At 47.8% G+C, this 22919-nt stretch carries 26 protein-coding genes and 1 riboswitch; of the genes, 25 read left to right on the forward strand and 1 reads right to left on the reverse strand.

What is annotated here, in order from left to right; genetic code table 11:
- Positions 1-113: 113 nt before the first annotated feature.
- From spoIIR to glyA, 7 genes are all read left to right on the forward strand, one after another.
- Positions 114-857 carry a stage II sporulation protein R gene (spoIIR, locus tag GQF01_RS09310; RefSeq protein WP_161406557.1) on the forward strand — a complete coding sequence of 248 codons (744 nt, stop codon included), beginning with the start codon at positions 114-116 and terminating at the stop codon, positions 855-857.
- A gap of 98 nt (positions 858-955) precedes the next feature.
- On the forward strand, positions 956-2023 hold the full coding sequence (locus tag GQF01_RS09315) for an L-threonylcarbamoyladenylate synthase (RefSeq protein WP_328803428.1): 1068 nt from the start codon (positions 956-958) through the stop codon (positions 2021-2023).
- Between the two features lie 64 nt (positions 2024-2087).
- Entirely contained in the window at positions 2088-2648 is a 561-nt protein-coding gene (locus GQF01_RS09320; RefSeq protein WP_161406558.1) for a manganese efflux pump MntP, read from the forward strand.
- Between the two features lie 161 nt (positions 2649-2809).
- The gene (locus GQF01_RS09325) at positions 2810-3412 is read left to right on the forward strand and encodes a low molecular weight protein arginine phosphatase (protein ID WP_161406559.1); all 603 of its coding nucleotides are present in this window, start codon (positions 2810-2812) and stop codon (positions 3410-3412) included.
- Positions 3413-3468: 56 nt separating this feature from the next.
- Positions 3469-3549, forward strand: a riboswitch (ZMP/ZTP riboswitch).
- Between the two features lie 103 nt (positions 3550-3652).
- Positions 3653-4111 (forward strand): ribose 5-phosphate isomerase B, encoded by a 459-nt coding sequence (rpiB, locus tag GQF01_RS09330; RefSeq protein ID WP_161406560.1) that lies wholly within the window; start codon positions 3653-3655, stop codon positions 4109-4111.
- An 11-nt stretch (positions 4112-4122) separates the two neighbouring features.
- Positions 4123-4728, forward strand: a complete 606-nt coding sequence (locus GQF01_RS09335) for a TIGR01440 family protein (RefSeq protein ID WP_161406561.1) — start codon at positions 4123-4125, stop codon at positions 4726-4728.
- Positions 4729-4770: 42 nt separating this feature from the next.
- A complete protein-coding gene (gene glyA / locus GQF01_RS09340; RefSeq protein WP_161406562.1) occupies positions 4771-6021 on the forward strand; it encodes a serine hydroxymethyltransferase in 1251 nt (416 codons plus the stop codon).
- A 57-nt stretch (positions 6022-6078) separates the two neighbouring features.
- On the opposite strand, the gene GQF01_RS09345 is transcribed toward glyA, so the two are convergent.
- Positions 6079-7356, reverse strand: coding sequence for an MFS transporter (locus tag GQF01_RS09345; RefSeq protein WP_161406563.1), 1278 nt, complete (start codon positions 7354-7356; stop codon positions 6079-6081).
- 188 nt (positions 7357-7544) lie between these two features.
- On the opposite strand from GQF01_RS09345, the gene GQF01_RS09350 reads away from it, so the two are divergent.
- The 18 genes from GQF01_RS09350 (at position 7545) to nuoH (ending at position 22878) form a co-directional block, all read left to right on the forward strand.
- Complete coding sequence (locus GQF01_RS09350) at positions 7545-9371, forward strand: ABC transporter substrate-binding protein (protein ID WP_161406564.1); 1827 nt, start codon at positions 7545-7547, stop codon at positions 9369-9371.
- 186 nt (positions 9372-9557) lie between these two features.
- Complete coding sequence (gene upp / locus GQF01_RS09355; RefSeq protein ID WP_127453437.1) at positions 9558-10187, forward strand: uracil phosphoribosyltransferase; 630 nt, start codon at positions 9558-9560, stop codon at positions 10185-10187.
- Positions 10188-10217: 30 nt separating this feature from the next.
- On the forward strand, positions 10218-11354 hold the full coding sequence (wecB, locus tag GQF01_RS09360; RefSeq protein WP_161406565.1) for a non-hydrolyzing UDP-N-acetylglucosamine 2-epimerase: 1137 nt from the start codon (positions 10218-10220) through the stop codon (positions 11352-11354).
- A gap of 224 nt (positions 11355-11578) precedes the next feature.
- Positions 11579-11800, forward strand: coding sequence for an AtpZ/AtpI family protein (locus GQF01_RS09365; protein ID WP_127453433.1), 222 nt, complete (start codon positions 11579-11581; stop codon positions 11798-11800).
- On the forward strand, positions 11800-12180 hold the full coding sequence (locus GQF01_RS09370) for an ATP synthase subunit I (RefSeq protein WP_161406566.1): 381 nt from the start codon (positions 11800-11802) through the stop codon (positions 12178-12180). The genes GQF01_RS09365 and GQF01_RS09370 overlap by 1 nt, the downstream gene beginning before the upstream one ends.
- 33 nt (positions 12181-12213) lie before the next feature.
- Positions 12214-12909, forward strand: a complete 696-nt coding sequence (gene atpB / locus GQF01_RS09375; RefSeq protein WP_145668583.1) for a F0F1 ATP synthase subunit A — start codon at positions 12214-12216, stop codon at positions 12907-12909.
- Positions 12910-12986: 77 nt separating this feature from the next.
- Positions 12987-13211 (forward strand): F0F1 ATP synthase subunit C, encoded by a 225-nt coding sequence (gene atpE / locus GQF01_RS09380; RefSeq protein WP_028556930.1) that lies wholly within the window; start codon positions 12987-12989, stop codon positions 13209-13211.
- Positions 13212-13289: 78 nt separating this feature from the next.
- Positions 13290-13775, forward strand: coding sequence for a F0F1 ATP synthase subunit B (gene atpF / locus GQF01_RS09385; protein ID WP_161406567.1), 486 nt, complete (start codon positions 13290-13292; stop codon positions 13773-13775).
- Positions 13772-14305, forward strand: a complete 534-nt coding sequence (locus tag GQF01_RS09390) for a F0F1 ATP synthase subunit delta (RefSeq protein WP_161406568.1) — start codon at positions 13772-13774, stop codon at positions 14303-14305. Before atpF ends, GQF01_RS09390 begins: the two co-directional genes overlap by 4 nt.
- Positions 14306-14338: 33 nt before the next feature.
- Positions 14339-15853 (forward strand): F0F1 ATP synthase subunit alpha, encoded by a 1515-nt coding sequence (atpA, locus tag GQF01_RS09395; protein WP_161406569.1) that lies wholly within the window; start codon positions 14339-14341, stop codon positions 15851-15853.
- 135 nt (positions 15854-15988) lie between these two features.
- Positions 15989-16846 carry an ATP synthase F1 subunit gamma gene (atpG, locus tag GQF01_RS09400; protein ID WP_161406570.1) on the forward strand — a complete coding sequence of 286 codons (858 nt, stop codon included), beginning with the start codon at positions 15989-15991 and terminating at the stop codon, positions 16844-16846.
- A 49-nt stretch (positions 16847-16895) separates the two neighbouring features.
- Entirely contained in the window at positions 16896-18293 is a 1398-nt protein-coding gene (atpD, locus tag GQF01_RS09405) for a F0F1 ATP synthase subunit beta (protein ID WP_161406571.1), read from the forward strand.
- A 46-nt stretch (positions 18294-18339) separates the two neighbouring features.
- Positions 18340-18744: a F0F1 ATP synthase subunit epsilon gene (locus tag GQF01_RS09410; RefSeq protein WP_161406572.1), complete on the forward strand. Its 405-nt coding sequence runs from the start codon at positions 18340-18342 to the stop codon at positions 18742-18744.
- Between the two features lie 231 nt (positions 18745-18975).
- Complete coding sequence (locus tag GQF01_RS09415; RefSeq protein ID WP_145668664.1) at positions 18976-19341, forward strand: NADH-quinone oxidoreductase subunit A; 366 nt, start codon at positions 18976-18978, stop codon at positions 19339-19341.
- On the forward strand, positions 19326-19844 hold the full coding sequence (locus tag GQF01_RS09420; RefSeq protein WP_127453417.1) for a NuoB/complex I 20 kDa subunit family protein: 519 nt from the start codon (positions 19326-19328) through the stop codon (positions 19842-19844). Before GQF01_RS09415 ends, GQF01_RS09420 begins: the two co-directional genes overlap by 16 nt.
- Complete coding sequence (locus GQF01_RS09425) at positions 19841-20770, forward strand: NADH-quinone oxidoreductase subunit C (protein WP_161406573.1); 930 nt, start codon at positions 19841-19843, stop codon at positions 20768-20770. Before GQF01_RS09420 ends, GQF01_RS09425 begins: the two co-directional genes overlap by 4 nt.
- Before the next feature lie 3 nt (positions 20771-20773).
- Entirely contained in the window at positions 20774-21874 is a 1101-nt protein-coding gene (locus GQF01_RS09430) for an NADH-quinone oxidoreductase subunit D (protein ID WP_145668568.1), read from the forward strand.
- Complete coding sequence (gene nuoH, locus GQF01_RS09435; RefSeq protein WP_161406574.1) at positions 21874-22878, forward strand: NADH-quinone oxidoreductase subunit NuoH; 1005 nt, start codon at positions 21874-21876, stop codon at positions 22876-22878. Before GQF01_RS09430 ends, nuoH begins: the two co-directional genes overlap by 1 nt.
- The last annotated feature ends 41 nt before the right edge of the window (positions 22879-22919 follow it).

Raw genomic sequence — 22919 nt, forward strand, 5'->3', positions numbered from 1 at the left:
TTCGCTCTTACAACTCTATCAAATCTACCAAATTTAAATAGATTACTAGGTTTAGCCTCTCCTCTTTTTGCCTATACTGGCTAGTAGAAGCGAAGGGAAAGGGGCTTTTCCTCATGGTAAAAAGAACGGATCGCCATTCATTCAAGCACTTATTATTCGTGGCTTTTGCACTTATTGTTATGATAACTAGCTGGGAATCCAATCGTACCAATGCGGCGGTTATTTCGCCTACTATACCGGAAGAATCTATTCGCTTGCGTATTCTAGCAAACTCTGATTCAGCGCAGGATCAGGCTCTGAAACGTGAAATTCGTGATGCGATTATTGTGCGTATGCAGGACTGGGTTGTTGGCCCGCACTCTTTGGATGAAGCAAGAGCAGTGGTAGTGGCTCATTTGCCAGAGTTCGATGCGCTGGTAGGGCAAATGATCGAATCTCGTGGATATCGCTATACACATACGGTTGAACTTGGCAAAGTTCCTTTCCCAACGAAAATGTACGGCAACGAAGTTTACCCTGCAGGTGATTACGAGGCGCTTCGCGTCACGATTGGCAGCGGGGAAGGTCAGAATTGGTGGTGTGTGCTGTTTCCACCGCTTTGCTTTGTAGACTCTGTTTCAGGAGAAGCGGTAGCAGCAGCTGCTGTTGTAGCCAAAACAGAGAGCCAAGACAAGATTAAAACTTCACCTGCACCAACAGCAAAAGCAAAACAGGCTAAAGAGGTGAAAGTTAGCGCGGAAGAGAAAGTGCAGCCTGTTATTGCTGACGCTACTACTGATGCAGCTGCGGACTCACAGCCCAAAGTGAAGTTTTTCATTTGGGAAATGACTAAAAAGATCGTTTCATGGTTTAGTTAATTGGTTTAGTTAATAGGTTTAGTTATTTGTTTTAGTTTGTCTAGTTACTTGGTTGAATTAATACCTACAATTCATTTCGGAAGTAAGGATGATAGATCGTGACAAAATACTGGAAAGTGGACCCGGATAGGGTCAGTGACAACGGTGGAGAAATAGTAGAGGCCGCAGCGCTTCTGCGGAGCGGAGACACCGTAGCTTTCCCAACGGAAACGGTATACGGCCTTGGAGCTGATGCTACGAATACCACTGCGGTAGAACGTATCTTCTCAGCCAAAGGACGACCATCGGATAATCCACTGATCGTCCATATCGCGGATGCCGGGCAGCTCGCAGATCTCGTTGAGCCGACTAGTGTCACGCCTGATCATCATAGGCTTATGGAGGCTTTCTGGCCTGGCCCTCTAACGATTGTGCTGCCTGTGAAAACAGGTAGCATTTCGTCGTTGGTGACTGCCGGTCTTACGACCGTAGGCGTTCGTATACCCGATCATCCTGTAGCGCTGGAACTGCTTCGCAAAGCAGAACTTCCAATTGCAGCGCCAAGCGCCAACAGCTCTGGTCGACCGAGTCCGACGCTGGCTTCACATGTTCGAGAAGATCTTGATGGCCGAATCGGTGGGATTGTGGATGGCGGCGGGACGGGCGTAGGTGTTGAATCGACGGTGATTCAGCTTGTAGAAGGTGGGCTGTATATTTTACGTCCAGGCGGCGTTACGGCAGAGCAGTTGCAGTCCACGCTGCCAGCTATTCGAATTCATGAAACAGAACGGGAAGATGTACAAGCTTCAGAAACACCCCGTGCTCCGGGCATGAAGTACACGCACTATGCGCCGAAGGGATACATGCATATCGTATATGGAGATGATGCCCCTGCAGTGGCTGCTTGGATTCAGCGCGACATTCAAGCGGCTATGGAACGCGGGGAATCGACGGGTATTCTTACTTTTGAAGAGAGAGCCTCTCAGTTTGAAGCTGATCTGGTCATTGCGTGCGGCTCGTTAGCTGAACCAGAAACGATTGCTCAGGAGCTTTACGCCGCATTAAGGAAATTTGACCAGCAAGGGATTCAGTATATTGTCGCAGAAGGCTGCCCAGAAACGGGGATTGGTCAGGCAATTATGAATCGTCTGCGCAAGGCAGCCGGTCACCGGCTTGTACGTGTTTAGCTAGCATGATTCCCAGTTTGTCCGCATATCTTGGTTAAGAAAGCGGACAAGGGGGACAGCACTTATGCTCGTAAACGGCGTTGAATTTGGACAGATAATTACCATATTCATTATGGCGATAGCCTTGGGTTTGGATGCTTTTTCCTTGGGAATTGGTATCGGCATGAAGGGGATTCGCTTGGTGGATATTTTTAAAATAAGCATGGTGATTGGCATTTTTCATATCATAATGCCATTAATGGGCATTTTTATGGGGCAATATGTCTCGCTTCTCCTTGGTAATGTGGCTACTGCAGCTGGCGGATGTTTGCTCATTCTTCTGGGCTCCCATATGGTATATAGTTCAATTAGAGGAGAGGAAGCAACTTCTTTTGATCATAGATCCTTATGGGGGCTGACGATTTTTGCGCTTAGTGTCAGTATTGATTCATTCTCGGTAGGTGTATCCTTAGGGATGTTTGCGACGGATATCCTGTTAACCGTGCTTGTATTTGGTTTGTTCGGTGCGTTGCTTTCTGTAGCTGGATTATTGGTGGGCAGGCGGGTGAACGGCTGGGTTGGCGAGTATGGCGAAGCGTTTGGCGGGCTTATTCTGCTCGCGTTTGGGATCAAGTTTTTGCTATGATACAATAAGAGGCGGAGCTGGATCTGCTTATGTAAGTTAGAAAGCTCAGTTCATGTATAAATTAAAAGTTTGCTTATGCACAAGAAGTAAGTTTTCCTACGGAAAACTCAGCCTATGCTTACGAAGTAAGTTTTCCTACGGAAAACTCTGAGGAGGATCTCATGTTGCGAATTCTATTTGTCTGTACAGGAAATACGTGCCGCAGTCCATTAGCCGAAGGTTTGCTGCGTATCAGGGTGCACCAAGAAGGACTTGCGGCGGAAGTTCGTTCAGCTGGCGTATCCGCGATGACGGGCACTCCGATCTCCCGAAATAGTGCAGCGCTGCTGCAGGAAGCAGGGTTCAAAGAGTCTATTCGTTCATTAGCCATTCAAGAGTCTGAGGTGAAGTGGGCAGATCTCATTTTGACGATGACGATGGGGCATAAACGTACGGTTATCCAGCGGTTCCCGGGTGCAATTGATAAGATTTTTACGCTCAAAGAATATGTAGAGGACGATCATCGAATCCTTCAGGCGATTGAGGAAAGGGAGAGGCTGGTAACGGAAGTTCAGCTTAAGCAGGCTCTTTCACAAACGGTAACCGTCGAGGAGCGAAATCGGATTTATAAGCTTGAAGATTCAATTCCGGATTACGATATTTCTGACCCATACGGTGGACCATTGGAAGTTTATCGGCAGACGGCGAATGAAATTAACGGAAGTTTAGATAAATTGGTTAAAAAGATCCGCGAGCGAAAAGATGACCCGCAGCCTGGCAAATGATTTGCGGAGACATCTTTACACCTCACGTATAATGCGATAAGATGGATGTATCAAGCAAGACTCAATGTAACTGGCGACGAGTGGGAGTAACCACAATGGAGCATTGAGCTATACGGCCGGTCGCCTGGGCAAAAGAGCAACGCGCTATTTCTAGCGTGTCCGCTCTTTTTTTCGTTTTCTGGTGGACTTTGGGATATAATAGAATGGTCGAATTCGAACAAGCAAAGGAGCGTTCTATCCATGAAAATTGCCTTAGGTGCGGATCATGCAGGCTACCGTTTGAAAGATGTTATCATTCCTTTTATTGAATCATTAGGCCATCAGGTCATAGATTACGGGTGCAGCTCAGCAGATTCCGTTGATTATCCGGATTATGCGATGAAGGTTTGTGACGATGTAGTCTCAGGTCAAGCTGACAAGGGGATTCTGATCTGTGGAACAGGCATCGGGATGTCGATCGCCGCGAATAAGGTTCCAGGCATCCGCTGCGCGCTGGTCCATGATCTATTCTCTGCTAAAGCTACACGGGAACACAACGATACGAATGTATTAGCGTTAGGCGAGCGTGTTATTGGACCGGGTGTTGCTGAGGAAATCGTGAAAATTTGGCTGGAAACAGAATTTTCGCAAGGTGTTCGTCACCAGAACCGCATTAACAAGTTGCAAAGCATCGAAGATCGCTTCGCGATTCATCCATAAGGGTGACCACTATGACAAATTCCATACTTCACACGATCGCAGAGGATTTGGAAACAAATCTTCGTGAGTTGGTTAAGGTGGGCAATCTACGACCAGGACAAATTCTGGTCATTGGTACAAGCACGAGTGAAATACTTGGTCACCGGATTGGGACATCAGGGACGCTGGATGCAGCTCGGCCGATTTTTGAAACAGCGCAGCGCATAAGCCGCGAGTTCGGCTTGCACCTGGCTTTTCAATGCTGCGAGCATTTGAATCGAGCGCTTGTCATTGAGGAAGATCTACTCACGATCTCCCCTCAACTGGAGCCTGTGTCGGTCATTCCGGTGCCAAAAGCCGGCGGTTCCATGGCCTCATATGCGTATCGCCACTTCGCGAAGCCTGTTGTCGTTGAGACGATTCAGGCACACGCCGGAATTGATATTGGCAGTACGCTGATCGGGATGCATTTGCGCCGCGTTGCTGTGCCTGCACGGCCGCCCGTACGGAATATGGGTCATGCTTATGTGACCATGGCATTTACACGGCCTAAGCTGATTGGCGGTACAAGAGCTGTTTACACGCCGGAGGCTGCTGAGCAGCTCTACCAGCAAGCCGCGCCAGATGCGGATTGCTAGGCTAACTTATAGATATAAATTATCCTTTAGGAGGAATTCCATATGACAAACTTTCTAAGTAAACAAGATCCGAAAATCGTAGAAGCAATGAATCTAGAACTGGGTCGTCAACGTGACAAAATTGAGCTTATCGCTTCCGAAAACATCGTAAGCGAAGCCGTGCTTGAAGCAATGGGCACAGTCCTTACCAACAAATATGCAGAAGGTTACCCAGGCAAAAGATACTACGGCGGCTGCGAATACGTAGACATCGTGGAAGATATCGCTCGTGACCGCGCGAAAGAGCTTTTTGGAGCTGAACACGCGAACGTTCAACCGCACTCTGGTGCGCAAGCGAACATGGCGGTTTACTTGGCAGCTCTAAACCCTGGTGACACTGTTCTGGGTATGAACCTGGCGCATGGCGGTCACTTAACACACGGCAGTCCTGTTAATGCTTCCGGTATTCTTTACAACTTCGTTGCTTACGGCGTTAGTGAAAAAGATTTCCGCATCGACTATGACGATGTTCGTAAAGCAGCATTCAAACATAAACCTCGCATGCTAGTTGCTGGTGCAAGTGCATACCCGCGCACGATCGATTTCGAAGCGCTGGCTTCCATCGCAAACGATGTTGGCGCATTGTTCTTCGTTGATATGGCGCATATCGCTGGTCTGGTTGCTGCTGGTTTGCACCCGAACCCAGTGCCGCATGCACATTTCGTTACAACGACAACGCACAAAACGCTTCGCGGTCCTCGCGGCGGTATGATTCTTTCGCGCAAAGCTTGGGCAGCTGCGATCGATAAAGCTGTATTCCCTGGTTCCCAAGGTGGTCCTTTGATGCACACGATTGCTGCAAAAGCCGTTTCCTTCGGTGAAGCTCTGCAACCAGAATTCAAAACTTACGGCCAAAACGTCATCAACAACGCGCAAGCATTGGCGACTGCACTGACAGCTGAAGGCATTAACCTTGTATCCGGCGGTACGGATAACCACTTGATGCTGGTTGATCTGCGTAACCTGAACATTACAGGTAAAGACGCTGAGCACGTGCTTGATGAAGTCGGTATTACGGCGAACAAAAACGCGATTCCTTTTGACCCAACTAGCCCGTTCATCACTAGCGGTATCCGCTTAGGTACACCAGCTGTTACGTCCCGCGGTATGAATGAAGAAGCTATGCAAACGATCGCGAAAGTAATTGCTATTACATTGAAAAGCCCGAAAGACGAAGCTGTGCTTGAGAAAGCTCGTGGCATGGTGAAAGATTTGACGGCGCAATACCCGCTTTACCAAGGTTTAACTTACTAATTAATATAGAAAGGGCTGTACCAGAAGGTCATCTAAGACCTTTGGTACAGCCTTTTTTTATACGGCAGCATGATGCACCTTTTGCTCCGCTTCCTTCAGGCTAGGCAGAATGGATGCCATCAAGCCTATTCCGGCGACACCGGTCAACAGAATGAACAGCGCCATTGCCCCGGATGGTAGAAAACCGCCGATGATCATGTTCAATCCGCTAAGCATAATAGCCACACGATTCGTCATGCTGCTGAGCGCCATATAGGAGCTGCGAGCGTGGTCAGGGACAAGCTGTACCAGCAGCGACTGCTTTAATGGCACATAGGTCAGTTCACCTATAGTAGCAATGAGCATTAGCAGCATAAGCATGATCGGTTGATTGCCGAACACCAGATAGGTATAGCCGGCTACGTTAAGAAACATGGCGAACAGCATCATCCTGGTGTCGGAATTTCCCTTGAGCAGGCGGCCAACAAAGAGGGAGAGCAGGACGACAGCGAGCGTATTCTCCGTGCGTAGTACGCCGACGAGCGGCAGGCCATCGATGGTGGCTGACATACCAGGAAACCAAGGGGTGTGGTGAATATCTTGTGCGAGTCGGATACCGATATAGCCGTTTAAATTCATTTCGACCGAAACGATGAGTACACTGGAGATGAGATAGATAAGGAATCTGCGGTCGAGCAGCACTTCTTTATATCGATCATACATGGAAACCCGTTTAGGACTTGAAGGTTGGACTCCGTCATCCGTGAACTTCATTTCTTCGGCTGGCATTGTTTCTTTCATGAAAAAGGCGGTCACCAACAGCGCAACAAGTGACATTACGCTAGCAACGAGCAGAAGTTCAAAGAGATAGTCGCTAAAGAAGAAGCCACCAACCATCCCCGCAATGGAAATGGCCAGATTGTTGGACCAATAATTGATCCGATAAATGGCTTTACGAGTATCAGTTCCTGATACATCAATCAGCATGGCTTCTACGGCAGGCTTGCTTAGTCCCCAAGAAGCTGTGCTGATGACTGTCATAATCAGCGTAAGTCCTGCTGAATGCCAGATCGGCGAATTGGCGAATGTCATGATGACATAGGCTAGAAGGGCAACGCCTTCTCCAATTAGCATCATTTTCTTGCGACCGACTCGGTCCGCGTAATGGCCGCCGATTGTCGCGCTGATTAGAGCGACAGCAATAGAGATGGTCGTCGCTGTGCCAGCAATCGTTGTGCCGAGTGTGCGTGCAAAATAAATCGACATGAAAGGAATAACCATATTGCTGAGTATGTTGGTCAGAAAGCTCAGAGCAATGCGCAGTCGCACATTAGGGTGGAATTGAAAGAATGTCATGCGCCGTCACCTGTTTCAAAGTATCGTCAACGTCTGTGTTGTGTTCACCCATCATAACAAATGACCATGAGTTAAAAAGTGTACGGATCTTTGGAAAACTTTCACCTTTTATCCCATCTGCAGACGGTTGACGAAATGGCAAGGCAGAACTATACTCTTTGGTAATTCGTGTAAAGGAGGGGACTTTCATGCAGCTTGCCTTGCAATATGCGCAATTGAAAACATCAATCATGCGTGTTTCACAGATCCCTCACACGTATATGGACGTGCCTGTCTCCGTTGAAGAAATCTCCGGCTACCTGTATTGTACGGAACGCAATGTGAAAATTTTGATTCGCAAAATGACCGAAATGGGTTGGATTGTCTGGACGCCGGGGCGAGGCCGAGGACATCGCTCAATGATCCGGTTTCTGGTTCCAGCTGAGGATGTGCTGATGGCGGAAGCGAAAATTCATGTTGAACAGGGAAATTTGAACAATGCGATGAGTTTGTTTCAAATGGAAGGTTTGGACGGGGGCGTGATGGATCGTTTTCTTGCCTGGTTAGGCAGTTATTTCGGATACACAGGGAACTGTGAATCCGGAAATCTTGAAACTCTGCGGCTGCCGATGCAAATTCGTGTGTTGACGCTTGACCCGGCAGATGTGCTATTCTCGCGGGATCTTCATTTTGTGAAGCAAGCCTTTGACACGCTGCTCTATTTCAATCCGATCTGCGGCAGCCTGGAGCCAGGTTTGGCTCATGAGTGGGAATGCAATGCGGATGCGACCGTATGGACTTTCTATTTGCGAAAAAGGGTGAGATTCCATCATGGCCGGGATCTGACGGCGGACGATGTTGTGTTTTCTTTCAATCGGTTGCGCTCGCTGGGCACAGAGGATTCTCCGAGTCGTTGGCTGTTGAAATCTGTGAAGGATATTCGTGCTGTCGACCGGCTGACAGTTCGGATGGAGCTTACTGCGCCGAATTATATGCTTCCACATTATGTTAGTTCCTACCAAGCAGCGATTGTACCTGCTGATGTTTACAGTGCGAATAAGGTAGCGGATGCTAGTATGCTTCCCGTTGGAACAGGCCCATTTCGGATTACGAGACACGATGCAGGAGGCATTACCTTAGAAGCCTTCGAGGATTATTACAAGGAGAGCGCTCATTTGGATCGCATCGAGCTGCTTTATGTACCGGATAATGTCAGTGACCGTAGATGGCAGCAATTGAATTTCCAGATGGGGAAGCTTAACCATTATAAACAGCCTGCGCCCGCGCATTGGTGTAAAAAAGAAGTGATGATGCTGGGTTCCAGCACAGTTGTGTTCAACTTTCGCAAGAATGGTCCCCAGCAAGCGTTTGAATTCCGTCAGGCATTTCAGCTTATCTTGGATCGATGCGGATTGATTAAGGAGCTTGGTCTTTATCATGCGAGGCCTGCGGCCGATTTCCTGCCATCCGAATCGCCAGCAGCTGAGCCAGATGATTATCAGCCAGAACGCGCGAGGGAACTGCTCAGGGAGTGTGGATACAATGGGGAACCCATTACTATGGTATCTACGCAGAAGAACCAGGCCCAAGCCGAATGGATTCAAGCTCGCTGCGAAGAGGTGGGCATTCCCGTTGTTCTGAAGTTGTACACCTTTGAACAAATGGCGAAGGTACCGCTCTTGTTAGAGGTCGATGTCATCATAAGCGGAGTTGTTGCAGATGATGATGAGGCTCGCTGCCTCATCGAGATGTATAAAGTAGGCAGCCTGGCGGTTCGTGTCTGTGCAACGGATGAACAGCGTCAAATTTTTGATGATACCATTTCAGCCATTGAAATCGAGCCCAATAGCCAGATGCGTCTACTACGAATTCGCAGCATGCAAGACCTCGTATCGCAAAACTGCGCCGTCTTATTCCTTTTGCATACGACGCAGCAATTGGTGTACAGTCCTCATCTACAAGGCATAACGTTTAATACGCTCGGATGGTTTGACTTCAAAAACATTTGGTACCACCCGGGCCCCGTCGAAGAATAAATGAGATGCAAGAACGCTTGGGAGATGCTCTCAGGCGTTTTTTTACGTAAATAAGGATATTCATGGTAGGTTTGGTTTTTCGGAGGATAAGTTGGATAACATATGATATAATGAACGAGGTTTGTCGTACCTTGACGCTAAAATGGGTAAAATACATATAACATTGTGGTTTTTTAGGAGGCAATTATGGGGAAGTTATTTATTTGTGATCATCCGCTTATTCAGCATAAGCTGACTTTCATTCGGGATGAGAATACGAAAACAAAAGATTTCCGGGAGCTCGTAGACGAAGTAGCTACTTTAATGGCCTATGAGATCACGAGAGATATTCCACTTGAGCATGTGCAGGTGAAAACACCTGTAACGACGGCGGATTGCCGCATTATTTCCGGCAGAATGCTGGGACTTATTCCTATTTTACGCGCTGGATTAGGGATGGTTGATGGCGTGCTTAAGCTGATTCCTGCAGCAAAAGTAGGACATGTTGGTCTATACCGTGATCCTGACACGCTACAGCCTGTCGAATATTATGTGAAGTTGCCGACAGATGTCCTGGAGCGGGAACTCATTGTGATCGACCCAATGCTCGCAACAGGCGGTTCAGCGAATGCAGCGATTGAAGTATTGAAACGCAGAGGCTGTACACAAATGAAGCTGATGTGTTTAATTGCTGCGCCAGAAGGAATCAAAGCGGTTCAACAAGAGCATCCAGATGTAGATATTTATGTGGCGGCCGTGGATGACTACTTGAATGATCATGGCTATATCGTACCTGGATTGGGAGATGCGGGAGATCGCCTGTTCGGCACGAAATAATAGACTTATGACGATGGGGGAGAAGAACCAATGAAACGTTTGAAAGTCATTACGATTTTCGGTACTAGACCTGAAGCGATCAAAATGGCTCCGCTGATTAAGGAGCTGGAGAAGCATCCAGAACATATCGAGTCTCTTGTCTGCGTGACGGCTCAGCATCGCCAGATGTTGGATCAAGTGCTCGATATTTTCAAAATTACACCAGATTATGACCTTAATGTGATGAAAGAACGTCAGACGCTGAATGAGATCACGATGCGTGTGCTGCAAGGCTTGGAGCCAGTTTTCCAAGAGGCGAAGCCGGATCTGATACTCGTGCACGGCGATACGCTCACAACATTCCTAGCTAGCTATGCGGCATTCATGCAGCAGATCCAAGTTGGTCATGTCGAAGCGGGTCTTCGTACGTGGAACAAAATGTCGCCATATCCGGAAGAAATGAACCGTCAATTGACGGGCGTTTTGGCGGATTTGCATTTTGCACCAACGCAGCAATCAGCCGATAATTTGCGCAAAGAAAATAAATCGGAATCGCAAATCTATGTAACAGGGAATACAGTTACAGATGTCTTCCAATATACCGTGCAGGAATCTTTTGAACATCCTGTTCTGGAATGGGCGAAGGGCCGTAGGCTGATCTTGATGACAGCGCATCGCCGTGAAGCTCAAGGTGAGCCGCACCGCCAAATTTTCCGTGCAGTGAAGCGTATTGCGGATGAATTTGATGATATTGCAATCGTCTATCCCGTGCACCCAAGTCCAGCTGTCAAAGAACCAGCACATGAAATTCTGGGCAACCACCCGCGTATCAAGCTAGTAGAACCATTCGATGCTAGTGAATTCCATAACTTCTATCCGAAGACGCATATGATTCTGACAGACTCAGGCGGTCTTCAAGAGGAAGCGCCATCATTTGGCGTGCCAGTTCTTGTCCTTCGTGACACAACTGAGCGTCCGGAAGGCATTCAAGCGGGCACTTTGGAGTTGGTTGGAACAGACGAGGAGAAGGTCTATGAGCGTGCACGCGCGCTTCTGACAGATCCAGATTTATACAACAAAATGAGCCAATCCGCTAACCCTTACGGCGATGGCAAAGCATCCCAAAGAATCGTTCAAGCGATTCTGCATCACTTTGGCAAGGTCTCGGAGCGCCCTGAAACATTCTAACCGTGACAAAATCATGACAAACGCTACAGCGTACAGTTCGACTGTTTGGTTTGGAAACTCGCAAACCTTAGAGCCGCAAGGCTCTGAGGAGTTTCGGGCTGCGAGTACTGTTAAGTTTCGTCAATTGACAAACATCGCATTGCTTCGATACAATAAATGAGGATTCGTAGCACTATGTCTACGAAACAGGTTTTCCTCAGAGGAAAGCCTTCAGGAGGGATGCTATGAAACGGCAAAATCCCAATGATAATCCGTGGCGAGCAGTAGCGTTAACTAGTGCAATTGGTATTGACCTTGTCGTTTGTTTAGGAGCCGGATACTTGTTCGGTGATTGGCTGACACGCGTACTAGGGGGACAATTCTGGTTGTTAGGCGGATTTTTGCTAGGGCTTGTAACCGGAATCATTAGCATTTACTTCATGATAAAGCGGTACGGAGGGCTATGATGGATGAATTTTCAGCCACTCTGAAAACGGTTCAAAATGTGTTTCTTTTCTTTTTATCCTTTTGTTTGGCTGCATGGGCGCTTCTTGTCGATTACCGGGTTTATTTGGCGGGCATTATGCTTGGATCTATCGTAAGCATGATCAATGCTAGGTTCTTGGCCTGGAAGATTAACAAGTTGGCAGCAGCTGCGATAGAGCAGAAAGGGCGCAAGGTGACCCTAGGTTTTCTGACAAGAGCAGCAATTGCTGGCTTCGCAGGTTTGGTTGCCGTTCGGTATCCGGAACATGTCGCTTTAACCACGACGATTGTTGGATACTTTTTTGCTCAATTGGCAACACTCGTACTGGGTATTCTTTCTATTAGGAAGTCTAAGAAGTAATTCCATTCGATGAAAGGGGTGAAAATGGAAAACATGGAACATCACGTACCAGAATTTGAGTGGTTAGGTATTCACTTCGACGCATCAGCACTGATGATGATCGGAATTACCACTATTATCGTGCTTATCCTTGCAATCGCAGGGGCTAGCCGTGCATCCGTAACGAATCCTTCAAAAATTCAAAACTTCATGGAATGGACGATTGAGTTTGTAGAAGGCATCATTGGAAGTACGATTGGTTCTAAGCATGGCAAAGGCTTTATCGCGCTTGGTCTTACGCTCATTATGTACATCTTTATCGGCAACATGCTCGGCCTTCCTTTCTCGATTGTAACGGAAGATCATGTATCATGGTGGAAATCACCAACAGCTGATATCGCAGTAACAGGAGCATTAACGGTTATCGTTATCGTACTAAGTCACTACTTAGGCATAACACGTAACACGAAACATTACTTCGCGCATTACTTTGAGTACAAAGGGGCAATGTTGATCCTTCATTTAATTGAAGTCGTATCAAAGCCGCTTACGCTCGCTTTCCGTCTTTACGGTAACATTTATGCAGGTGAAATTATGATATCTGTCATTATCGGAGCTGGTTGGTTTGGAATTGCGCCTCTCTTTGTATGGCAGGGCTTCAGTGTGTTCGTAGGTGCGATTCAAGCGTTCGTATTTACAATGCTAACAATGGTTTACATCTCACAAACGTTGATCCATGAAGAACATTAAGAGTAAGACTTACCTCGGGTAGTCTCGAGTCACTTATACACAAAACAAACCTAAGAGTTTAAGGGAGGATTTTATCAATGGGAGCAATAGCATTAGTAGCAGCAGGTATCGTATTCGGTTTAGGAGCACTAGGTGCAGGTATTGGTAACGGTTTGATCGTAGGTCGCGCTTTGGAAGGTATTTCCCGTCAACCAGAACTACGTGGTACGCTTCAAACAACAATGTTTATCGGGGTAGGTCTAGTAGAGGCAATGCCGGTCGTTGCATTGGTTCTTGCGTTCATCTTTATGGGAAAAGCTTAAGAAACCGTTTGGCGGGGATGGCCGTAGTCGCCACCACGCCTTCGTTTTGCCCATGTTATCAGAAGGGAGTGACGTTACTTGCATATTGAATGGTCCACATTTTGGATTCAACTTATCGCGTTCTTAATTTTATATTTGTTGCTTTCTAAATTTGCGTTCGGTCCTCTATTCGGAATGATGGAGAAACGCAGACAATTAGTTAAAGATCAAATTCAAACAGCTGAAGCGAGCCGCAAGCAAGCTGATCAACTGTTAGAGGAACAAAAACAAGCACTACAACAAATGCGTAAGGAAGCTTACGATATCATCGAACAAGCGAAACAAACAGGTTCTAAACAGGCTGATGATATTGTTCGTGCAGCTGGAGCAGAAGCATCTCGTCTGAAAGATGAAGCTTTAAAAGATATCGAGAACGAGAAGAACAAAGCGGTTGCCGCTCTTCGCAGCCAAGTTGGCGCAATGTCCGTTCTGATTGCCTCCAAAATTATTGAAAAACAAATCGACGAAAAGTCACAAGAGCAATTGGTTGAGCATTACCTCAAAGAGGTAGGAGGCAACGTATGAGTGACATCGTCGTAGCGAAGCGTTATGCCAGAGCTCTTTTTGAAGTTGCTAAAGATAAGGGAATTATTTCCCAAGTCGAAGAAGAGTTGAAATCTGTAGCTAGTGCGATTAGGGACAATGCAGACTTGCAGAAGTTCCTGAACCATCCGAACATCGGGGACACCGTCAAAACGGACCTGCTGAAGCAGATTTTTGAAGGCAAAGTTTCCGAACCGGTGTGGAACACGCTGCTGGTCTTGATTGATAAAAGAAGACAAGCCATTTTGTCCGCTCTTGTGGGCGATTATGTGAAGATTGCGAATGAAGCGCTTGGACAAGCGAGTGCAAAAATTTATTCCGCTTTTACACTGACAGAAGCTCAACAAGCAGAAATTGCATCACATTTTAGCAAAGTTACGGGAAAAACGATTCGTGTTGAAACTGTTGTTGAGCCTAAGCTGCTCGGCGGCATTCAAGTGCGCATTGGTGACCGTTTATATGATGGAAGTTTGGCAGGCAAGCTAGACCGTTTGTCCAAAGCTTTGGTTTAATAACAAGCACTGTAAGAATAGGGGTGACGTTCGTTGAGTATCAAACCTGAAGAAATCAGCTCATTGATTAAACAACAGATTGAAAACTATAAATCCGATATGCAAGTGGTTGATGTAGGTACAGTCATTCAAGTTGGGGACGGTATCGCTCGTGCTCATGGTTTGGAAAACGTAATGGCAGGCGAATTGCTTGAGTTTTCGAATGGCGTTTTGGGCTACGCGTTTAACCTTGAAGAAAGCAACGTAGGTATCGTTATTCTTGGACCTTACAAAGATATCCGTGAAGGCGATCCAGTAAAACGTACTGGTCGTATCATGGAGGTTCCTGTAGGGGAAGCTTTACTCGGCCGTGTTGTTAACTCCTTGGGTCAACCTGTTGATGGTCAAGGACCTATTGCTACAACAGAATTCCGCCCTGTAGAGAACATGGCTCCAGGCGTTATGGCTCGTAAATCCGTTCATGAGCCAATGCAAACAGGTATCAAAGCGATTGACGCGATGGTTCCAGTTGGTCGTGGTCAACGTGAGTTGATCATTGGTGACCGTCAAACAGGTAAAACAGCGATTGCAATCGATGCTATCCTTAACCAAAAAGGTAGCGGTGTGAAATGTATCTATGTTGCTATCGGTCAAAAACAATCCACAGTTGTAGGCGTTGTTGAAAAACTTCGTGCTGCTGGCGCTTTGGACTACACAATCGTTGTAACAGCATCTGCTTCCGAGCCTTCACCAATGCTTTGGTTGGCTCCATACGCAGGTTGCGCAATGGGCGAGTACTTCATGTACAAAGGCGAGCACGTATTGATCGTATACGATGACTTGTCCAAACAAGCCGCTGCCTACCGTGAGTTGTCCCTCTTGCTACGCCGTCCACCAGGTCGCGAAGCATACCCAGGTGACGTATTCTACTTGCACTCCCGTTTGCTGGAGCGCGCTGCGAAATTGAACGATGAGCTTGGCGGCGGTTCGATTACTGCGCTTCCATTCATCGAGACACAAGCGGGCGATATCTCCGCTTACATTCCGACGAACGTAATTTCCATTACGGACGGTCAAATCTTCCTTGAGTCCGACCTGTTCTACTCCGGTCAGCGTCCAGCGGTTAACGTTGGTAACTCTGTATCCCGTGTAGGGGGCTCTGCTCAAACGAAAGCAATGAAAAAAGTTGCCGGTACACTGCGTGTAGACTTGGCTCAATACCGTGAGCTTGCTGCGTTCGCTGCGTTCGGTTCTGATCTTGATAGAGCAACAAAAGCCCGCCTTGATCGTGGGGTTCGCACACTCGAAATCTTGAAGCAAGGCGTGCATCAGCCGCTTTCCCTAGAGAAACAAGTTTGCTCCCTGTACACGGTTGTTAAAGGCCACTTGGATGACATTCCAGTACAAGACGTAACTCGTTTTGAAGAGCAATTCTTGGCTTACTTGGAATCCAATCGTACGGAAATTTTGAATAGCATTCGTGATACCAAAGATATTACTGCGGATAACGACAAAGCGCTTGTTGATGCTATCAACACGTTCAAAAAGAGCTTCGCGGTTTCTGAATAATAGTTGAATGCCTGAACTTTCCTTGCGAAAGGAATCAGGCGACGTGTTATGCCTGAGATTGGGCAGCAAATAGGCTGCCTGAGATCAGGCCTTCGAATGAAGGCTTTCCAAAGCCTCAAAAGAGAGGTGACAGGTATGGCAAAAGGAATGCGCGAGATTAAGCGCCAAATCAAATCGACACAAAACACGAAGCAAATTACGCGTGCGATGGAAATGGTTTCAGCAGCGAACTTGCGTAGAGCTCAGCGAGCAGCGGAAGCAGCGCGTCCTTACTCGGATAAGCTGAAAGAAGTGGTTGCTAGCATTGCAGCAGGTTCCAAAGGTGTGAAGCATCCGATGTTGCAAACACGTGAAGTGAAGAAAACGGCTTACTTGGTTATCACTTCGGATCGTGGTTTGGCTGGAGGCTACAACGCGAACGTATTGCGGAAGGTTATGACGGAGATTCGCGAAAGACATCAATCCCCGTCGGAATATGCTATTTTTGTAATCGGACGTAAAGGTAGCAATTTCTTCAAAAAACGTAATGTTGAGATCGTTCAAGAAGTTACAGGACTTCCGGATTCTCCGAAGTTCTCGGATATTAAATCAATTGCTGCTTCTGCTGTTGCTAATTTTGAGAAGGGTGCGTACGACCAATTGTTCTTGGTGTACAACAAATTCCAAAATGCAATCAGTCAGATACCGACTATGATTCGCTTGCTTCCTATGGAAGACGTAAAAGGTGCTTCAACGGCTAGTTACGAGTACGAGCCGTCTGCGGAAGGCGTTCTAGAAGTACTGCTGCCTAAATATGCGGAAACGATTATTTATAGCGCAGTATTGGAAGGTAAGGCAAGTGAGTTCGGTGCAAGAATGACAGCGATGAACTCCGCAACGAAAAATGCAACGAAGATGATCAGCAGCTACACATTAGCATACAACCGTGCACGTCAAGCTGCCATTACGCAAGAGATTGCGGAAATCGTCAGCGGCGCGAACGCGAACGCTTAATTGATAAAACGCCTCGCTTAGAGGCGAAGCTTTTCTTAGGAGGGAAACCATGAGCAAAGGGCGCGTTGTGAATATTACAGGGCCTGTCGTCGACATTGAGTTCGGACGCGGACAACTCCCTGAAATTCTGAATGCAATCAAGATTGAAAAAAATGAAGGCGGAAAATCGGTTACGATTACGGTTGAAGCGGCGGTTCACCTTGGTGATAACCTCGTTCGTTGCGTAGCGATGTCTTCCACTGACGGACTTGTGCGTGGCGCTGAAGCTACTGACACAGGAGTTCCAATTACTGTACCTGTAGGCGCAGCAACTTTGGGACGCGTGTTCAACGTAGTTGGAGATCCTATCGATGGGATCGAAACTATTGACCGTACGTTAACTAGTCCAATTCATAAAGAAGCTCCTGCTTTCGAGAACTTGTCCACGAAATCAGAAGTTCTTGAAACGGGAATTAAAGTTATTGACCTTATGGCTCCTTACGCAAAAGGTGGTAAAATCGGTCTCTTCGGCGGTGCGGGTGTAGGTAAAACCGTAACAATGCAAGAGTTGATCCATAACATTGCACAAGAGCACGGCGGTATCTCCGTTTTCGCAGGCGTTGGTGAGCGTACTCGTGAAGGTAATGACCTTTACCACGAGATGAAAGACTCCGGCGTTATTGAGAAAACAGCGATGGTATTCGGTCAAATGAACGAGCCTCCAGGCGCGCGTCTTCGTGTAGCATTGACTGGTTTGACAATGGCTGAATATTTCCGTGATGTTGAAGGAAGAGACGTTCTTCTGTTCGTTGATAACATCTTCCGTTTCACACAAGCAGGTTCCGAGGTATCGGCTTTGCTTGGACGTATGCCATCAGCGGTAGGTTACCAACCGACTTTGGCTACAGAAATGGGTCAATTGCAAGAGCGTATTACATCCACGAAAAAAGGTTCCGTAACTTCGATTCAAGCGATTTACGTTCCTGCGGATGACTATACGGATCCAGCTCCAGCTACAGCGTTCGCTCACTTAGATGCGACAACGAACTTGGAGCGTAGTATCGCAGCTGCGGGTATTTTCCCAGCGGTAGATCCACTTGCTTCCTCTTCCCGTATGTTGACGCCAGAAATTCTAGGCGAAGAGCACTATAAAGTAGCACAAGGAGTTAAACAAGTTCTTCAACGTTACAAAGAGCTTCTGGATATTATCGCGATCTTGGGTATGGATGAGTTGTCCGATGAGGATAAACTAGTTGTTACTCGTGCGCGTCGTCTCCGTCTGTTCTTGTCTCAGCCGCTTCACGTTGCTGAGCCGTTCAACGGTTTCCCGGGCTTGTATGTTCCATTGAAAGAAACTGTGCGCAGCTTCAAAGAAGTTCTTGAAGGTAAGCACGACAACCTTCCTGAAGTAGCGTTCCACAACGTAGGTACGATTGAGGACGCAATCGAGAAAGCGAAAACGCTGTAAGGTTACCTTTGGTAAACTGCGCGTTAGCTGAGGAAGGAGAATCCAAGTGAGTACATTCCTACTTGAAATTGTTACTCCTGAGCGCAAAGTGTACGCTGAACAAGTGAACATGTTGGTCGCAAAGGGTGTCGAAGGGGAGCTTGGAATTCTGCCGAACCACATTCCACTCGTGACTCCATTGAAAATTAGCACGATTACTGTGAAGAAACAGGGCTCCAAAGACGAAATCATCGCAGTGAACGGCGGATTCATGGAAGTGCGTAAGGACAAAGTGGTCATACTGGCGGAAAGCGCCGAGCTGCCAGAACAAATCGATGTGGATCGTGCGAGAGCAGCGAAAGAACGTGCGGAGAAACGCCTTGCTGAAAACAAGCAAGATAACGTTGATTTCAAGCGTGCGGAAGCCTCTTTGCAAAGAGCATTGAACCGGATCAGCGTGTCCGGCAAATAATAGATGTATAACGAAAAAGCGGTGGAACTTCGGTTCCGTCGCTTTTTTTGTTGCCATGGATTAATTTTGATAAATATGGAAATTATACTCACAAAGTATGTAAAAGATAGGGTTTGGAATTAGTCATCGACTCTCCAGAGCTCTTTTGGTATAATATTGAAGGTGATTATTACCAATTCGAATCAATGATTTGAGAAAGCAAATAAGAATGGAGGCGGTTACATTCAGATGATGTATACAAATAACTATGTAATCGTAGCGATTTTTCTTGGGTTAGGTATTCTCCTCCCCGTGGTAGCGCTTACGATAGGCAAATGGTTAAGACCGAGCAAACCCGTTGTGGAGAAGTATACGACGTATGAGAGTGGGAACGAGCCCGTTGGTGAAGGGCAAATCCGGTTTAACATTCGATATTATTTGTTTGCTTTGATGTTTGTCATCTTTGATGTAGAGACCGTGTTCCTGTATCCCTGGGCTGTTGCATTTAATCAGCTTGGACTTTTTGCTTTAGTGGAAATGTGCATTTTTGTAGCCTTGCTAGCCATAGGATTAATATACGCTTGGAAGAAGAAGGTGCTGCAATGGACTTCAGTCTAGAGTCGATCTCCCCAGAAGAACGCGAAGAGTTAAACCGCAATGTATTTATGACGACACTGGAGCAGGTGAAAGCTTGGGCTCGCAGTAATTCACTTTGGCCTTTAACGTTTGGTCTTGCTTGCTGCGCCATTGAAATGATGGGTACAGGCGGATCGCATTATGATTTGGACCGTTTTGGAGTCATCTTCCGTACGTCCCCTAGGCAATCCGATGTGATGATTGTAGCAGGGACAGTTACGAAGAAAATGGCTCCTTTGCTGCGCCGTCTTTATGAGCAGATGCCTGAGCCGAAATGGGTCATCGCGATGGGCTCCTGCGCAACTGCGGGTGGTCCGTATGTGAAATCTTACTCCGTTGTCAAAGGTGTCGACCAGATCGTTCCGGTGGATGTCTATATACCGGGTTGTCCGCCGAACCCGGCAGCACTCATCTATGGAATCAACAAGCTTCAGGAGAAGATTCGCTATGAAGCGAAGACGGGTAAGCAGGTGATTAATCGATGAGTGAGGATAAGAAGCCGGAGGAGAAGGTCGAGTTCGACAAGGCAGCCTCTGCGGAAGAGAGCAAGGCTGAAGAGACCAAGGCTGAAGAGAGCAAAGCAGAAGAGAGCAAAGTAGAAGCGAATTCAGCGCAGACGGCGTCTGCATCTGAGGAGAAGCCCGCTAGCGCAGCACCGGCGGCCCCCGCGGCGGAGAAGCCTGCCGAGGAGAAGACCGCCGAAGAGAAGGCAGCGGAGCGCGCCGCGGCGAGAGCCGCCCGCCTCGCGGCGAAGGCGGCTGCCGCTGAGCCGACGGGCGAGCCCGCGTCGGCAGCAACACCATCCCCTGAAGCTGCAGGGGATGACGAGAAGGCGGCCAAAGCGCAGGCCGCCGCAGAAGCCCGCGCAGCGCGAGCTAGCGCGCGCGGAGCGAAGACCGATGCGGCGGATCCAGCCGCGCCGAAAGAGCCTTCACCGAACCAGCCGCTGCTAGACCGGCTGGTTGCGATCTTAAAAGAGGGCGTAGGCGAAGACGCCGTCGTCGATCAATTCATCAACGAAAGGGACGGGCACCGTCCTTACGTTATCATTCACAGCTCCCGCTGGCCGGAGGCTGCGGTGACGCTGCGGGATCACGAAGAGCTGCGCTGCGACTACTTGCGCAATCTCTCCGGTGTGGACCAAGAGACGCATCTGGAGGTAGCGTATCATTTGCTTTCCCTCACTCACAAGCGTGAGTATTGTGTGAAGGTGAAAACAGACCGGGATCAGCCGAGCATCCCATCCGTTGCTCTTGTGTGGCCAACCGCCAACTGGAACGAGCGGGAAGTGTATGACCTGCTGGGAATTGATTTCCCCGGGCATCCCAACCTAGTAAGAATTATGATGCCTGACGATTGGGTCGGCCATCCACTGCGCAAAGATTACGAACCGCATGACCCGGAGGTGTAGCATTTGTTACGGACAGAAGAGCTCCTGCTAAACGTTGGTCCTCAGCATCCTAGTACGCATGGCGTTTTCCGCGTGATTGTGAAGCTGGATGGAGAAGTCATCAAAGAAGCTATACCCGTTATGGGCTATCTACATAGAGGCACAGAGAAGCTAGCTGAGAATCTGAGTTACACGCAAATTATTCCTTATACAGACCGTATGGATTACGTCTCTGCTATGACAACGAACTATGTTCTTGTCCATGCCGTTGAGAAAATGATGGGACTGGAAGTCCCGGAACGTGCCGAATTTCTTCGTTTGATCGTGATGGAACTTCAGCGGGTTGCCTCCCATATGGTGTGGTGGGGAACGTATTTGCTGGATATCGGAGCCATGAGTCCGTTCTTATTCGCTTTCCGCGATCGGGAAATTATCATTGATCTGTTTAATGAGCTTTGCGGAGCCCGTTTGACTTACAACTACATGCGTGTAGGCGGGGTGAAATGGGACGCTCCAGACGGTTGGATCGATAAAGTTAAGAAATTTATCCCGTATATGTACGGCAAATTAGAAGAATATCATACCCTTGTATCCGGAAATGAGATTTTCCTTTCCAGGATTAAGGGAGTAGGTAAATATGACGCTGACACAGCCATTGCGTATGGGCTTAGCGGCGCTAACTTGCGATGTACGGGTGTTGACTGGGATATCCGCAAAACGCAGCCGTACAGTCTATACAATCGCTTTCAATTCGATGTGCCTGTACGAAGCGGCGGCGATTGTTATGATCGCTATCTAGTACGTATGGAAGAAATAAAGCAGTCCCTGCGTATTTTAGAGCAAGCTGTGGCACAGTTCCCTGAACAAGGCGAGACTATGGGCAAAGTGCCTAGGGTTATTCGCCCTCCAGAAGGAGAAGTGTATGCGGCTATTGAGTCTCCTCGTGGAGAGATTGGCTGCTATATTATTTCCCGAGGCAAGCAAGAGCCATTCCGCTTGAAATTCCGCAGGCCATCTTTCGTTAATCTGCAAATTTTGCCCAAACTCCTGGTCGGTGAATCGATGACCAACCTGATTACGATACTGGGCGGCATCGATATTGTCGTTGGGGAGGTGGATGCCTAATGGTAAATCTGCTGGAAGAGAGTCTAACATGGACGAACTTCTTTGTATTCCTTTTCTGGGGCATCGTTATGCTGCTGTTGGTCCTTGGCTTCGTTACTTATGCGATCTACTTTGAGCGGAAGGTCATTGGCTGGATGCAGCTGCGAATTGGACCGAACCGGACGGGGCCGTTTGGGCTTCTGCAGAGTGTCGCGGACGTGTTTAAACTGCTTATTAAAGAGGATACCATTCCCAAAAAGGCGGAGCGCGAGCTGTTTATTCTAGCGCCTGTCATTACGTTCATTCCTTCGTTTACGATTATTGCGGCTATTCCTTTTTCGGATCGGATGTTTAATGCGAATTTGAATGCGGGTCTGCTTTATTACGTTGCCCTTACGGGGATTTCTACGATTGGGATTATTCTTGGGGGCTGGGCATCAAACAACAAATATGCCCTGCTAGGCGGTATGCGTTCAGCAGCGCAAATGATCAGTTATGAGGTTCCGCTAGTTATCTCCGTTATTGGTGTCATTATGATGACCGGCAGTTTGAATCTGCACACCATCGTTGACCACCAAGCCGGAGGCTTCTGGCATTGGAATTTCATTCCCCAGATTCTAGGTTTTATCATCTTCGCAATTGCCGGTGTTTCGGAGCTTAACCGGACGCCCTTCGACTTGCCGGAAGCAGAGTCCGAGCTTGTTGCGGGCTACCACGTGGAATATAGCGGCTTCCGCTTTGCATTTTTCATGCTGTCGGAGTACGTCTATGTGTTTATTATTGCTTCACTCACTAGCCTGATTTTCTTAGGCGGATGGCATTCACCTTTCCCTTTCCTTGATTTTATTCCGGGGATCCTATGGTTCCTGCTGAAATTCTCCCTCGTTGTGTTTGTCTTGTTCTGGCTGCGGGCGACGTTGCCTCGTGTACGGATTGATCAGCTCATGGGATTCGGCTGGAAAGTGCTGCTGCCCTTGGCGTTAGTCAATATGCTGGTGACGGCGATCATTATGACGATCTTTTAACAAAGCCTACGATGCAAGTTTCCTAAGCAAAACTCTAAGGA

It is taken from the genome of Paenibacillus silvestris (assembly GCF_009882985.1).
GTDB lineage: Bacteria > Bacillota > Bacilli > Paenibacillales > NBRC-103111 > Paenibacillus_E > Paenibacillus_E silvestris.